9 protein-coding genes and 1 pseudogene are annotated in these 14,626 nt (G+C 69.9%); 7 read left to right on the top strand and 3 right to left on the bottom strand.

The genetic code is table 11. The annotated features are described in order from the left end of the window. Positions 1-52: 52 nt before the first annotated feature. Together IE263_RS14265 and IE263_RS14270 are read right to left on the bottom strand one after the other, a co-directional pair. The gene (locus IE263_RS14265; protein WP_189936135.1) at positions 53-685 is read right to left on the bottom strand and encodes an MBL fold metallo-hydrolase; all 633 of its coding nucleotides are present in this window, start codon (positions 683-685) and stop codon (positions 53-55) included. Next, positions 685-1,773 carry an S-(hydroxymethyl)mycothiol dehydrogenase gene (locus IE263_RS14270; protein ID WP_189936137.1) on the bottom strand — a complete coding sequence of 363 codons (1,089 nt, stop codon included), beginning with the start codon at positions 1,771-1,773 and terminating at the stop codon, positions 685-687. Before IE263_RS14270 ends, IE263_RS14265 begins: the two co-directional genes overlap by 1 nt. A gap of 539 nt (positions 1,774-2,312) precedes the next feature. Here IE263_RS14270 and IE263_RS14275 point away from each other — a divergent pair. The 7 genes and pseudogenes from IE263_RS14275 to IE263_RS14300 all read left to right on the top strand — a co-directional run bounded on the left by IE263_RS14275 (position 2,313) and on the right by IE263_RS14300 (position 13,822). Further along, a complete protein-coding gene (locus IE263_RS14275; protein ID WP_189936316.1) occupies positions 2,313-4,877 on the top strand; it encodes a Pls/PosA family non-ribosomal peptide synthetase in 2,565 nt (854 codons plus the stop codon). 53 nt (positions 4,878-4,930) lie between these two features. Next, positions 4,931-8,221: a non-ribosomal peptide synthetase gene (locus IE263_RS14280; protein WP_189936139.1), complete on the top strand. Its 3,291-nt coding sequence runs from the start codon at positions 4,931-4,933 to the stop codon at positions 8,219-8,221. A gap of 36 nt (positions 8,222-8,257) precedes the next feature. Further along, complete coding sequence (locus tag IE263_RS14285) at positions 8,258-9,265, top strand: TauD/TfdA family dioxygenase (protein WP_189936140.1); 1,008 nt, start codon at positions 8,258-8,260, stop codon at positions 9,263-9,265. Next, complete coding sequence (gene sbnB, locus IE263_RS14290; protein ID WP_189936142.1) at positions 9,262-10,350, top strand: 2,3-diaminopropionate biosynthesis protein SbnB; 1,089 nt, start codon at positions 9,262-9,264, stop codon at positions 10,348-10,350. Before IE263_RS14285 ends, sbnB begins: the two co-directional genes overlap by 4 nt. A gap of 90 nt (positions 10,351-10,440) precedes the next feature. Next, positions 10,441-11,493: a 2,3-diaminopropionate biosynthesis protein SbnA gene (gene sbnA, locus IE263_RS14295; protein ID WP_189936144.1), complete on the top strand. Its 1,053-nt coding sequence runs from the start codon at positions 10,441-10,443 to the stop codon at positions 11,491-11,493. A gap of 141 nt (positions 11,494-11,634) precedes the next feature. Beyond that, positions 11,635-11,982 (top strand): annotated as a pseudogene (locus IE263_RS48530) (FUSC family protein); the annotation flags it as partial. A gap of 667 nt (positions 11,983-12,649) precedes the next feature. Then, positions 12,650-13,822, top strand: coding sequence for a hypothetical protein (locus tag IE263_RS14300; protein ID WP_189936145.1), 1,173 nt, complete (start codon positions 12,650-12,652; stop codon positions 13,820-13,822). A gap of 76 nt (positions 13,823-13,898) precedes the next feature. Here the strand turns inward: IE263_RS14300 and IE263_RS14305 are convergent, their stop codons facing one another. Next, complete coding sequence (locus IE263_RS14305) at positions 13,899-14,585, bottom strand: maleylpyruvate isomerase N-terminal domain-containing protein (protein WP_189936147.1); 687 nt, start codon at positions 14,583-14,585, stop codon at positions 13,899-13,901. Between the last annotated feature and the right edge of the window lie 41 nt (positions 14,586-14,626).

Here is a 14,626-nt window from a genome sequence, read left to right on the forward strand (position 1 = left end):
CACCTGCGCAAACAGGCGGAACGGGCGCCGTACCAGCACCACCGACAGGCGGTCAGAAGCCCCGGTCGATCCACTCCTGAAGGTGCGGAGCCTCGGCGGCGATGGTGGTCGTCTCCCCGTGCCCGGTGTGTACGACGGTGTCGCCCGGCAGGGTCAGCAGCCGGTCCCGGATCGAGTCGACGATGGTGGGGAAGTCGCTGTACGACCTCCCGGTCGCCCCCGGCCCGCCCGCGAAGAGTGTGTCGCCGCTGAAGAGCGCGGTCAGGGCTGGCGCGTACAGACAGACCGCGCCAGGGGCGTGCCCCGGCGTGTGCAGCACGGTCAGCTCGACACCCGCCACGGCGAGCACCCGGCCGTCGGCCAGTTCTCCGTCGGGCGTTCGGTCCGGGTGGGTCTGCTTCCACAGCGGCAGGTCGTCCGGGTGGAGGAGGATCGGGGCTCCGGTGCGCGCCGCGAGTTCGGGCGCGGCGTCGATGTGGTCGTTGTGGGCGTGGGTGCACACGATGGCCCGCAGGGTGCGCCCGCCGAGGGCTTCGGCGATGGCTTCGGCGTCGTGCGCGGCGTCGACGACGATCGCCTCGTCGTCGTCACCGATGACCCATACGTTGTTGTCGACGTCCCAGGTGCCACCGTCCAGCGAGAACGCCCCCGAGGTCACGAGGTGTTCGATGCGGGCGCCGGCCATCAGAGGACCACCACCGAGCGCAGGACATCGCCGCCGTGCATCCGCTCGAAGGCCTTCTCGACCTCGTCCAGCGCGATGGTTTCCGTCACGAAGGCGTCCAGGTCGAGCCGGCCCTGGAGATGGAGGTCGATGAGCATGGGGAAGTCGCGGGAGGGCAGGCAGTCGCCGTACCAGGAGGACTTCAGGGATCCGCCCCGGCCGAAGACATCGAGGAGTGGCAGTTCCAGCTTCATCTCCGGGGTGGGGACGCCGACCAGAACGACGGTACCGGCGAGGTCGCGGGCGTAGAACGCCTGCTGGTACGTCTCCGGGCGGCCGACCGCCTCGATGACGACGTCGGCACCGAAGCCGCCGGTCAGCTCGCGGATCGCCTCCACCGCGTCCGTCTCCTTGGAGTTGACGGTGTGGGTCGCACCCAGCTTCCTCGCGGTGACCAGCTTGCGGTCGTCGATGTCCACCGCGATGACCTTCGCCGCACCCGCCACACTCGACCCGGCGATCGCCGCGGCCCCGACACCACCGCAGCCGATGACCGCCACACTGTCGCCGCGACCGACGTTCCCGGTGTTGATGGCCGCGCCGATACCCGCCATCACCCCACACCCGAGCAGGCCTGCCGCGGCCGCCGACGCGGCCCGGTCGACCTTCGTGCACTGCCCCGCCGCCACCAGCGTCTTCTCCGCGAACGCACCGATACCCAGGGCCGGGGACAGCTCCTGCCCGGTCGAGGCGAGGGTCATCTTCTGCTGGGCGTTGTGGGTGTCGAAGCAGTACCAGGGCCGTCCCCGCAGACAGGCGCGGCACTGGCCGCACACCGCCCGCCAGTTGAGGATGACGAAGTCGCCGGGCGCGACATCGGTGACGCCCTCCCCCACCGACTCCACGACACCTGCGGCCTCGTGCCCCAGCAGGAAGGGGAAGTCGTCGTTGATGCCGCCCTCTCGGTAGTGCAGATCTGTGTGGCAGACCCCGCAGGCTTCGATCTTCACCAGTGCCTCGCCCGGGCCCGGATCGGGCACGATGATCGTTTCCAGGCTGACGGGGGCGCCCTTGCCCCGCGCGACGACAGCACGGACCTGGTGAGTCATGGCCACTCCTCGACTGGTACGAGACCTGAGCAGATGTTGCCCATTACGGCACGTATTTCATTTGCCGCAACACAGCATCGTGGAGCACCGACCGCCGGTCAAGGATTCGGCGCGCAGGACACCGCGCGCAGGCGCGGCTCCGCCACGAGGAAGGGAGACGCCCGAGGGACATTTACGAAGCGTCCACGCATGAAGGCCGAGTCGATATCAATTCCCTTTCCCGGGGAAGGCTCGGGAGCCGAACCGAATGCTCTCACCCTTGCTCTGTCGCTCTGCATTACCGGCGGATATCACGGTCGGGTGACCCGTCGCGCGCCCCCGGCCCGGTCCCGGCTCGGCTCACCCACGGACCAGGCCCACGCCACCCGTATGCAGTAACGCGAACCTGGTCTGCGTATCCGGCGCCGAGGCCCTTGTAAGCGACTCCTCCCCCACGACGAGTCTTCGTGCGGCGTCACCGCGATCGAGTCGAGTGGCACCCCGCCGGTGGACGACTGAAACTGGAGCGTAATGGTTTCGTGAGGGCTCAAGGAGCTTGCATGGTGGAGAAACCTGCCAAGTCCCTGGCGACCGTGCCGGATGAATCCGGAGCCGCCGAGCGCAGGAGGAACGGCCCCTCGACGGACACGGAAAGGAACCTCGCCGAGGTACTCGCCGGCGTCGTGTGCGTCGAGCAGGTGTCGGTCGACAGCAATTTCTTCGACGACCTCGGCGGTAATTCATTGGTGATGGCGCAGTTCTGCGCACGCGTCAGGAAGCGGGCGGATCTGCCGTCAGTGTCGATAAAAGACATCTACCGTTACCCGACGATCCGCAGCCTGGCGACGGCACTCGCAGAAAACGGTACCGATGCCGGAACCGGTTCCGTTGCCACACCCGCCCCCGCCGGCTCCTCGGTTCCGCCATCGACGGAGGCGGGGACTCCCGTCAGCACGCTGCGGTACACCCTCTGCGGAGCGATGCAGTTCCTGCTTTTCCTGGGATATTCCTACCTCGCTGCGGTCTTCACCGCCCGCGGCTATGCATGGATATCCGCCGGCTCGAACTCGGTGGACATCTACCTGCGGTCAGTCGCCTTCGGTGGCGCCGGCTTCGTCGGCATGTGCGCCTTCCCGGTCGTGGCCAAATGGATCCTTGTCGGCCGGTGGAAAACCTGCGAGTTTCCGGTCTGGGGTCTGACCTATCTGCGCTTCTGGACCGTCAAGGTGCTGCTCCACGCCAACCCGATGGTCTTCTTCGTCGGCAATCCCCTCTACGTGCTGTACCTCCGGGCACTCGGCGCACGAATCGGCCCGGGTGTCACGATCCTCTCCCGCTACGTGCCGGTCTGCACCGACCTGCTGACGATCGGCGCCGGCACGGTGATCCGCAAGGACTCGTTCTTCCTCTGCTACCGGGCACACGCCGGCCGCATTCAGACGGGCCCGGTCACCCTGGGCCGGGACGTGTTCATCGGTGAGAAGACCGTGCTCGACATCGGCACGTCGATGGGCGACGGGGCACAGCTCGGTCACACGTCCTCGCTGCACAGCGGCCAGGCGGTCCCGAGCGACCAGCGGTGGCACGGATCTCCGGCGCAACGCACGGAGCTCGACTACGTGAGGATCCCTCCCGCCAGATGCGGCACCCTGCGCCGGGTCGGCTTCGGCCTCGCCACCTTGGGTCAGCTGTTCTTCCTCTCCGTGCCCCTGGCCGTCGGGGGCGTGTACATAGTGTTGAGACAGATCCCGGCGCTGAGCGGCCACCTGGGTCCGGGCGCGGCGGGGCTCATGTCGCGGGAGCTCTACTTCGACGCGCTGATCGTGTCCGTCGTTCTGTTCTTCGGCCTCGTCGTTGTGGGCGTCGTCGTTCTGTGCACCGTTCCGCGCCTGCTGAATCGGCTCGTCAAGCCGGACAAGGTGTATCCGCTGTACGGATTTCACTACTCGACGCACCGGGCGATCACACGCATCACCAACGTGAAGTTCTTCAAATGGCTCTTCGGTGACAGCTCCTACATCGTGCACTATTTGCGCGGCCTCGGATACGACCTGTCCCGTGTGGAACAGACCGGGTCGAACTTCGGCACGGAGGTGAAGCACGAGACGCCGTATCTGTGCTCTGTGGGCAGCGGTACGATGATTGCTGACGGCCTGTCGATCGTCAATGCCGACTTCTCGAGCACATCCTTCCGGGTTTCCCGGGCGTCGATCGGGCCGCACAACTTCCTCGGGAACAACATCGCCTTTCCGTCCGGGGCGAAGACGGGCGACAACTGTCTCCTCGCTACGAAGGTGATGATTCCGCTCGACGGCGAGATCCGCGAGGGGGTGGGTCTGCTCGGCTCACCGTGCTTCGAGATTCCCCGGTCGGTGGAGCGCGACTCCCGGTTCGACCACATGCGGACCGGGGACGAGTTGCGCCGCAACCTCGCCGCCAAGAACCGCTACAACATCCGGTCGATGGCCCTTTTCCTGTTCGTGCGGTGGGTGTACTTCTTCGTGCTCACGGTGCTCGCCCTCGCGGATGTCGAACTGTATGACTCCTTCGGACAAGCACTGATCGCAGCGTTCCTGGTGTTCACCCTGGCATTCACCCCTCTCTACTTCGTACTGGTGGAGCGTGCCATCGTGGCTTTCCGCGGGCTGCGACCGCAGTTGTGTTCCATCTACGACCCGTATTTCTGGTGGCACGAGCGTCTGTGGAAGGTTCCCGACGAATACCTCAACGTTTTCAACGGCACCCCCTTCAAGAACGTGATCTGGCGGCTCCTGGGTGTTCGGCTCGGCAGCAGGGTCTTCGATGACGGCTGCTATCTGACGGAGCGGATGCTCACCACCATCGGCAGCGACTGCACTCTCAATGCGGGGAGCAAGATCCAATGCCACTCGCAGGAGGACGGCACCTTCAAGTCCGACCGCAGCACCATCGGCGACGGATGCACCCTCGGCGTCGGCTCCCACGTCCACTACGGCGTGGCGATGGGTGACGGCTCGGTGCTTGCGCCCGACTCCTTCCTCATGAAGGGCGAGGAGGTCCCGCAGCACGCGCGGTGGGGTGGAAACCCGGCCACGGAGATGAGCGAGGCCCCCGGTCGGCCGACAGCACCGGTGCGGCAGGAGTAGCAGACCAGCGGCGACAGACACGGTGGCCACGGCGAGCGGAGAGGGACTGATCGATGGCAACGCGAGTGGAGGCGGACCGGACATTCTGGCGCGGCGTGCTCGCCGCCGGCGGATCCACCACGATCCCCCGGTGGACGCTCCACCCGATGACGGGCGTCGACGAACACGAGGCCGCCGTCCCGGACGACGTCATGGACGCCCTGCGCCGGTTGGCGGAGGACCTCGGGATGCCTCTCGACTCCGTGCTGCTGGCCGCGCACGCCAAGGTACTCGCCGCGCTGTCCGGCGAGCACGACGTCACGACCGGGTACGTCGCCGAGGAGGGCGGCAGCCCGTTGCCCTGCCGGCTGACGACCGCACCGCCGTCCTGGCGGGCGCTGCTGGTGGAGACCCGTCGCGTCGCGTCGGAACTGCTCGCGCACAAGGACTTTCCGGTCGACGATCTCAGGCGCGAGCTGGGCTTGGCCGAACCGTCGATCGAGACCGTCTTCGATCCGCATCCGGCCTGCGGTCCCCGTCCGACCGGCGTCGTCGGCGATCTCGCCGGCGACGCCGTGCTGTGGGCGGGATTCTCGGAGCACGGTGGCCGGCCCGTGCTGCGACTGCGGTACCGGACCGACGCACTCGACGCGGACTGCGCCGCCAGGATCGCCGGTTACCACCTCACCGCGCTCGCACTCATCGCTGCGGATCCGGATGCCGAGCACGGGCGGCAGAGCCTGCTGTCCGCCGAGGAACTCCGGTTCCAGCTCGACGGGCTGTCCGGACGGCGCCGTGTTCTGCCGGACGCCCGGATGCACGAGCTGTTCGAGCAGCGGGTGAGGCTGCACCCGGATGCCGTCGCCGCCGTGCACGGTGACCGGCAGTGGACCTACCAGGAGCTCGACGCGCGTGCCAACCAGCTGGGCCGAGCCCTGGTGGCGCGGGGACTGCGGCGCGAAGGTGTCGTCGCGGTGGTGACCGAGAGAGGCCTGGACTGGTTGGCCGCCGTCCTCGCGGTCTTCAAGGCCGGAGGCGTGTACCTGCCCGTCGAGCCGCGCTTCCCGGCCGACCGCATCGCGGCCATGCTCTCCCGCGCCGAGTGCGGGCTCGTGCTCACCGAACCCGGAAGCACCGACTCGCTCGACCAGGCCCTGGACTCGCTGCCAGGAGTCCAGAAGCTCCTCATCGGCACGGCGTACGACGAGGGCCATGCCGACGACGACCTGGGCGTGGCCGTCGCACCGGACCAGCTCGCCTACATCTACTTCACCTCCGGTTCCACGGGAGAGCCCAAGGGCGCGATGTGCGAGCACGCGGGCATGCTCAACCACCTCTACGCCAAGATCGACGACCTGGAGATCGGCGAGGGGCAGGTGGTCGCCCAGACCGCCCCCCAGTGCTTCGACATCTCGCTGTGGCAGCTGGTGTCCGCGCTCCTGGTCGGTGGGCGGACCCTGTTGGTCGAGCAGGACGTGATCCTGGACGTCCAGCGGTTCGTCGACAAGATCGTCCACGGTCGGGTCGCCGTGCTCCAGGTCGTGCCGTCGTACCTCGACGTCGTCCTGACCTATCTGGAGCAGCACCCGCGCGAGCTGCCCGGCCTGCGCTGCGTGTCCGTCACCGGTGAGGCGTTGAAGAAGGAGCTCACGCAGCGCTGGTTCGCGGCCCAGCCCGACGTCAAGCTGGTCAACGCGTACGGCTTGACCGAGACCTCCGACGACACCAACCACGAGGTCATGGACCGGGTGCCGGACCGCGAACGGGTCCCCCTCGGTCCCCCTGTCAGCAACGTGCACGTCTATGTCGTCGACGAGCAGCTGTCACCCGTGCCGCTCGGCGCCCCCGGCGAGATCGTCTTCTCCGGCGTCTGCGTCGGCCGCGGATACGTCAACGACCCCGACCGCACCCAGCAGGCCTTCATGCCCGATCCGCACCGCGAGGGAGCCCGGCTCTACCGCAGTGGCGACCACGGCCGCTGGCTGCCCGAGGGCAAGCTGGAGTTCCTGGGACGCCGCGACACCCAGGTCAAGATCCGCGGCTTCAGGATCGAGATCGGCGAGATCGAGAACACCCTGCTGCGGGTGCCCGGCGTCCGCGACGGTGCGGTGGTGGTCGCCGAGCGGCCCGACCGGAGCAAGCACCTCGTGGCCTTCTACTCGGGCCCCGGGGCGCTCCCGCTGGAGGACCTGCGGGACCGGCTCGGTGAGTCGCTGCCGGAGTACATGGTGCCGTCGGTCTTCCACTGGCGGCAGAAGCTGCCGCTGACCGCCAACGGCAAGACCGACAAGAGGGCGCTGACGGCGCTCGCGGGAGAACTCGACGTCGTCGAGGACCCCGAGGAAGGCCACCACCACGCGCCGGGTACGCCGACCGAGCAGCGGCTGGCGGCCGCCTGGGCGGAGGTCCTCGGCGTCCCGCAGGATCAGATCGGTCGACGGGACCATTTCTTCGACCGGGGCGGCACATCACTGTCGGCCGTGAAGCTGGCGATCACCCTGGACCGCGCGGTGTCGCTCAAGGACGTGACCCGTCATCCGGTCCTCGCCGATCTGGCCGCCGTGGTCGACGGCAGGTCCGACCGGCGCTCCGGGCTGCTCCAGTCGCTGTGCGAACCGGAGGGTGCGCCGACCGGTGCCCTGGTGTGCTTCCCCTACGCCGGCGGCAACGCGGTGAACTTCCAGCCGATGGCCAAGGCGCTGCGGGGCAGCGGGATCGCCGTCCACGCCGTTGAGCTGCCCGGTCACGACGTGGCCGCCGAGAGCGAGCCCTTCGTGCCGTTGGCGGACGTGGTGGCGCAGGTCGTCGCCGAGATCACCGAGCGGGGCCTGCCCGGAGTCCTGCTGTGGGGTCACTCCTCGGGAGCGGCCTTCGCCCTTGAGACGGCCAGGCAGCTGGAGGAGCGCGGAGTGGACGTCCAACGGGTCTTCGTCGGCGCGCAGTTGCTCGGCGATGCCGCCGGCCGGCGCGACGCCGTCACCGAGCTGACCGGGCAGAGCAACGCCGAGATCGCCGCGAGGCTGAGCGCGGACAGCGGCTACACGGAGCTCCATGACCTGGATGCGCGGCGCGCCGAGCATGTCGGTGCCGCCTACCGGCACGACTGCGTGTCCGCCCACCGCTACTTCGCGGACCTCCTCGACACTCCCCCGGCGGTGAAGCTGTCCGCGCCGGTCACCGTGGTCGTCGCCGCCGACGACCCGATCACGGCTGATCACCCGCGCCGCCACCGTGACTGGGAGCTCCTCGCGGCCCGCGTCGACCTGCACGAACTCACCGAAGGCGGCCACTACTTCCTGCGCACCCGTCCGGCCGAGGCAGCACAGGCCGTGTTGCGCACCGCCGAACTACTGCCTTCTTCCTGAGCGGCACACACGGCCGCCCACCGAAAGGAAATCGAGATGTCCTCCACGTCCCCGGCGTCGCCGCTCGACGACGTCGAGTTCCAACCCGGCCGGCCTCCGACACTGCGGACCGAGATCCCCGCCGACGCGCCCGGCTGGGCAGCCGAGCACCGGGAGGCGCTGCGCGCCCTCGTCGCCGAGCACGGCTGCGTCCTGATCCGTGGCCTCGGGCTGCGCGATGTGGCCGGGGCCCGTGCCGTCTTCGAGCGGCTGAGCACCGGGCTGATGACGGAGAGGGAGGCCTTCGCGCCCCGCCGGACCTACGCGGAGGGCGTGTACTCCTCGGCGCAGTGGCCGCCTAACCAGCCGATGTGCATGCACCACGAACTGAGCTACACGCTGGAGGTCCCCGGCCTCATGCTGTTCGCCTGCCTCACCGCGCCCGACAAGGGCGGGGCGACCGGTGTGGCCGACGCGTCGACCGTGCTCGAGCAGCTGCCCACCGAGGTGACCGACCGCTTCGAGCGGGAGGGCTGGCTGCTCACGCGCAGCTACAACGACGAGATCGGGTCGTCCCTCACCGAGGCGTTCGGCACCGAGGACCGGGGCGCCGTCGAGCGTTACTGCCGCGCCAACGCCATCGAGTTCGACTGGCAACCCGACGGGACCCTGCGCACCCGGCAGCGCCGCAGTGCCGTGCTGCGCCATCCGGTCACCGGCCGACGCTGCTGGTTCAACCAGATCGCGTTCCTCAACGAATGGACACTGGCTCCCGAGGTCCGCGAGTACCTCATCGAGGTCTACGGCGCCGACGGGCTGCCCTTCAACACCCGTTTCGGAGGCGGCGACCCGATCGGCGAGGACGTGGTGCAGCTGCTCAACAAGGTCTACGAGACCCACACCGCACGCGAGCCCTGGCAGGCCGGCGATCTGATGCTCGTCGACAACATCCGCACCGCGCACAGCCGGGAGCCCTTCCAGGGATCGCGCGAGGTGCTCGTCGCGATGGCCGACCCGGTGCGACTGTCCGACTGCTCGCCGACCTTCGAGGTGACCGCCCGATGACCAGCAACCGCCCGACGACCACCGTCCCCATCGCCGTGTCGGCGTCCGCGGCCGGCGAGCCGCACACCGTGCGCCCCTTCGCGGTGATCTCCGGTGCCCAGGTCCAGCAGGTGCTGGAGGGGCGCGAGAAGCAGATCGTCGAGTTGGTCGAGGCCACCTACCGGCTGCACGGCGCCGGTGACTCGGTGAACCCGCCGTCGTACTTCCTGCGTTTCCCCGACCGCCCGTCCTCCCGGATCATCGCACTGCCGGCCTCGATCGGCGGGCCCGTACGGGTGGACGGCGTGAAGTGGATCTCCAGCTTCCCGGAGAACGTCCAGGCCGGAATCCCGCGGGCGTCCGCCGTGCTGATCCTCAACGACCATGACACCGGCTACCCGTTCGCCTGTCTGGAGAGTTCCATCATCAGCGCCACCAGGACGGCCGCGTCGGCGGCGCTGGCCGCGGACCGGCTCAGCCGGGACCGCTCACGCCCCACGCGCGTCGGGTTCTTCGGGACCGGCCTGATCGCCCGCTACATCCACACGTTCCTGGCCGCAAGCGGCTGGTCGTTCGACGAGATCGGCGTACACGACCTGTCCGCCGACAGCGCGGCCGGGTTCCGCTGCTACCTCGAGCAGTCGGGCACCACGGGCCGGATCACGGTGCACGACAACGCCGAGGGACTGATCCGCGGCAGCGACCTGGTGGTCTTCGCCACCATCGCCGGGGAGCCGCATGTCAGCGACCCGACATGGTTCTCGCACCATCCTGTCGTTCTGCACGTGTCGCTGCGCGACCTCGCGCCGGAGATCATTCTCGCCTCCACCAACATCGTCGATGACGTCGAGCACTGTCTGCAGGCCGGCACCTCGCCGCATCTGGCCGAGCAGCTCACGGGCAACCGGCACTTCCTGCGGGGCACGTTGGACGACGTGCTGGCCGGGCGCGTGACGGTGCCGACGGGCCGGCCGGTGGTGTTCTCGCCCTTCGGCCTCGGGGTGCTCGACCTGGCGGTCGGCAAGTACGTCTACGACGAAGTGGTCCGCTCCGGAGAGCTGCACGTCATCGACGGCTTCTTCCACGAACTGCGCCGGTACGGATGACCGTCCGGGAGCGCCTTCGGCCTCGGCATCCGAAACCCGGCCGAGCCGGCGCCGTGCGAAAGTCCTGCTGCAGATGAGGAGGAGGCCGTCGTGCCCGTCATATCCGCTCCCCACGCCTTCAACGAAGGACAGCTCTATGTCGACCTCAAGCCCATCTTCGGGCGCTCCCTGTTCCTGAAGTGTGAGGGCTTCAACTTCGCCGGCTCGGTCAAGTTGAAGGCCGCGGTCGAGATGGTGGAGGCCGCCGAGCGAGAGGGAGTCATCAAGCCGGACTCGATCCTCGTCGAGTCCTCCTCCGGCAACCTCGGCGTGGCACTGAGCATGATCGCGGCGAGCAAGGGCTACCGGTTCCTGTGCGTGACGGACTCCCGGTGCAACCTGTCGACCAGACTGCTGATGGAGGCATTGGGCAGCCGGGTGCACACCATCGCCGAACTGGACGCCAACGGCGGCTTCCTGGGCGCGCGGATCAACTACGTCCGCACACTGTGCGATTCCGATGACCGGTACGTGTGGCTCAGTCAGTACACCAATCCGGGCAACTGGAAGGCGCACTACTACAAGACGGCACCGGAGATCGCCCGGCACTTCCCGCGGCTGGACGTACTGTTCGTCGGCGTCGGCACCACCGGGACTCTGATGGGCTGCGCACGCTACTTCCGCCAGTGGCAGCGGCCGGTGCGGATCGTCGCGGTGGACAGCGCGGGCTCGGTGATCTTCGGTGGCGAGCCGGGCCGCCGTATGATTCCCGGCCTCGGCATGAGCATGCGTCCGCCCCTGCTCGACGAGTCCTACGTGGACGAGGTGATACGGGTGGAGGAGCGAGACACCATCCGTGCCTGCCATCGTCTGGCCAGACGCGGATTCCTGTTCGGCGGCTCCACCGGCACGGTCGTCAGCGGCGCGATGCGCTGGCTGGCCGACCATCACAGGCGTGAACTCACCGCGGTGGCCATCGCCCCGGATCTCGGCGAGCGCTATCTCGACACCATCTACCAGTCCAACTGGCTGCAGGACATCTACGGCGAGGACGTGCTCGACTCCGTCGACATGCCCGACGGTTCCTGGGCAGCGGGGCCCCGTGCCCACGCGCCGAGGGAACCACCCACCGCACCACCGGCAAACCGGCGCCGGCGGCGGTGACCGGCACGTCGGGGTCTGCGGCAACAAGGGGTGGGGCGATGATCCTGCGGCTTCCGTCGTCGTCATGGACGTACGCCACCGGCTCGTCCCGGGCGGGGTGCCGCCACTCGGTTCGCGCGGGACGGGCTGCGGGGGCCCGCCGTGAAGGGCGGGGCCGAGCGGGCCGAGATCCCGCACCGGTCGACGCGGGTGACCCTCGCGGCGTCCACGGGCTTCCACGCCTTCCTGTACGGGCTCGACGAGCCGGTGCCGGCGCTGTACGCGCTGTTCGCGCCCATCGCTCTCGGGCTGCTGTCCTCGGTCCCGGGGTCCGGGCGGCAACGGGCCGCGGTGATACTTAGGGCGCTGCCGGTGGGCCTGGTGCTGGTGGCGCTGGGGACCGTGCCGGCGGCGCGGACCTGGGCGGCGCTGCTCGGGATGCTCGTCGTCGGCTTCCTCCTGGCCTTCGCGGCCATCACGGGGCCGCGGCCGGCCGGGGCGGCGCCGGGCGGACCGACGCCGCACGCCGGCCCACGACGTCCGACAACGACGACCGGGCCGTCCTCGCGCTCCGCCTGGACGCCACGGCGCCGCGACACGGCACCGGGGACGCTGTCATGCCGTGTTGCCGACCCGGGCTGGATCATCATGGCTCGGACATGCGTAGATGCTCAGTCACCAGATGTTCCACCGGACGTGCGGCCGGGCGCCACCCGGAAACGCTCCGGGTACGGGAACAGGGCCCGCCCCGACGCGGATGGTGGGCGAGCCCTGTCCGCCCGGTCGATTCTCGGGGCCGCGAGCAGACGGGGCCATGGGTGCGCGGCAGCGACCTTGGTGAACGGGGCACACCCCGTGCGCGTCGATCACACGGGTCGCCACGGCGGCACGGAGCCGACCACATCCTCGCCGCCCTCCGTACGGGTGGGACCGGCGATGACTCCGGTTGTCACCCGTGCGGTGCGTCCTTCGGGGGCCGGCCGCATCGGTCCGCTCCCCTGGGGCGCGGCGGTCTGCGCTGGTCGTGCCCCCAGGCGCCCCGATCCGGGCGCGTGACGCATGCCGCGACGGGGAAGGCGCACCGCGACCCGGTATGCGCCGACCCCCTTGATCACCCACCCGCCGTGACGACGATACTGGCAGTCCGCCGTCGTCCCCCGCTCTCACGAATGGACTCATGCTCACCTCCCCGACCGTCCCGCCCACGACTCCCTCGACCGTGTGGCCGGCTCGCGGCCGCCACACCGGGCCCACCGCGCCGGACGTCCTGCGCAAGAACCTCTCGTCGCTCAAGGGAGACGCGACGATCCAGGACTTCATGGAGGTCCCCGATGCCGACACCGCCGAGGGGGAACTGACCTTCGAAGCCCGGTGGCTCGTGCCCGACGACGTGACCGTGCGGGCCCGGCTGACGCTCGCGGAGTGGTCGGGGCGCGGGCAGGAGTGGACGCTGGTCGCGGAGGCGGAGCGACCGTGGGACCTGCGCTGGCCGTCGCCCGCCGAGATGTTCTGGCCCTGGGAGGAGGACACCCCCTGGGGCCACGAGACGGTCACCGGCCAGCGGTACCTCGACATCAACCCGCTCCCGGCGGACGACAAGGAGCTGCGGCGCACCCTGCGCAACGCCCTGCGGGACACCTGGACCGTGCACGTCGTGGTGCACGAGGCGATGACGCCGGACGAGCGGGGCCGCCGGTCGCTGGTCCCGCTTCTGCCGCCCGGGCTGCACCACCGGGTGGTGGAGCACCGCGCGGCACCGCACCAGCTGCGCACCGTGAACTGGGCGCTGCGGGACTTCGACGTGGAGGTGCCGCGCGGCGGCGCCCTGGTGCTGCCCGGCGCGCCCGCTCCGGAGGCGTACGACGCAGGCGACTTCTCGGTGCGCAGCGTGTTCCTGGACGGCACGCACCCCACCGAGCTGCTGGACGCGGTGACACGGTTCGCCGCCCTGCCCAAGCCGCTCCCCGAGGGCGGCGAGGCCGCGCTGACCGCTCTGCGGGAGCAGTGGCAGCTGCTGACCCTGGAGGAGGAACTCGCCCGCGAGCGCGAGATGGTGGCGATGTACCGCGAGGCGCTGGAGGCGATGACCCAGTCCCGGGACCTGTACCGGGAGGCCGCCGAGCAGGCCCACGAGGCGTTGGCGGCCTACCGGGAGGCGGCCGAGGCCGGCGGCGAGCGGCCGCAGCCGCAGGCCAGGACGGGCGGCTCCCCCTTCCAGCAGCTGGGCCGGACCCTGGAACGGCTCAGGGAGACGGCGAAGAGCCTGCGCCCGGCGCCTCCGTCCTCGGCGGCGGCCGCCTCACGGGAGCGGGACGCCTCCGAGGAGGGCCCGGAGAAGACCGAGCGGTAGCCGGGGCAGCCGGAGCCGGGCCATGCCGTTCGTGGACCGGCAGCGGTCTCGTACGTCGGCAGAACCGGTCCGTACGTCAGCAGAACAGCGGCAGCCGCCCGGCGTCCGCCCCCAGCGCACGCCGTTCCTCCGAGGTGAGCGACGCCCGCCCGGTGGCCGCGCGCGCGTAGTGCTCGTCGCTCCAGTCCACGGGCACGGGCCGGCCGAGCAGACCGTCCAGCGTCTCCCGTACGGCGGCGAGGCCGGCGGGTGAGGGGCGGGGTGCGTCGGGCAGGTCCCGGACGAGGTCGAGGTGGTGGACGGCGGCCTCGACGGAGAGGGTCGTGATCAGGTCGCCCGCCGTGAGGACGTGGCCCTGGGTGGCGACCGGGCGTGCGAGGTCGGCCGCGGCCGCTGCCGTGACGGTCGCGGCCGTGGTCTCCAGGTAGAGGCCGCGCAACTGATCGAAGTCGAGGAACATGCTCGCGTTCACCCGGACCCGGCGCCGGCCGTTCGCCGCGCCGGCGGGGTCGGGCGTCCAGTCCTGCCAGTAGGTGACGGCGTCGCGGTCGGGAGGAGCCGAGGCGGGCGTGTGCAGGGCCACCAGGGCGCGCTGGGCGTCCGTGAGGTGGTGGAACAGCAGGTCGCGCACCGCCCATCCGGTGCAGGCGGTGGGCAGCCAGGACTCCTCGTCGCCCAGGGACTCCACGACCGCGGTGAGCGCCCCGTAGGTCTCGCGGAGCACGAAGACCTGCTGCGCCTCGGGAACTTGGGCATCAGTCATGACGGCAGCCCAGGAAGGCGGACGCGCCGGGCGACTCGGGG

This window comes from Streptomyces aurantiogriseus (genome assembly GCF_014649375.1).
In the GTDB taxonomy this organism is placed as follows: Bacteria; Actinomycetota; Actinomycetes; order Streptomycetales; family Streptomycetaceae; genus Streptomyces; species Streptomyces aurantiogriseus.

Coding starts and splice junctions, on each gene's coding strand:
- IE263_RS14265 (WP_189936135.1), bottom strand. CDS start 685: ATGGCCGGCGCCCGCATCGAACACCTCGTGACCTCGGGGGCGTTCTCG.
- IE263_RS14270 (WP_189936137.1), bottom strand. CDS start 1,773: ATGACTCACCAGGTCCGTGCTGTCGTCGCGCGGGGCAAGGGCGCCCCC.
- IE263_RS14275 (WP_189936316.1), top strand. CDS start 2,313: ATGGTGGAGAAACCTGCCAAGTCCCTGGCGACCGTGCCGGATGAATCC.
- IE263_RS14280 (WP_189936139.1), top strand. CDS start 4,931: ATGGCAACGCGAGTGGAGGCGGACCGGACATTCTGGCGCGGCGTGCTC.
- IE263_RS14285 (WP_189936140.1), top strand. CDS start 8,258: ATGTCCTCCACGTCCCCGGCGTCGCCGCTCGACGACGTCGAGTTCCAA.
- sbnB (WP_189936142.1), top strand. CDS start 9,262: ATGACCAGCAACCGCCCGACGACCACCGTCCCCATCGCCGTGTCGGCG.
- IE263_RS14300 (WP_189936145.1), top strand. CDS start 12,650: ATGCTCACCTCCCCGACCGTCCCGCCCACGACTCCCTCGACCGTGTGG.
- IE263_RS14305 (WP_189936147.1), bottom strand. CDS start 14,585: ATGACTGATGCCCAAGTTCCCGAGGCGCAGCAGGTCTTCGTGCTCCGC.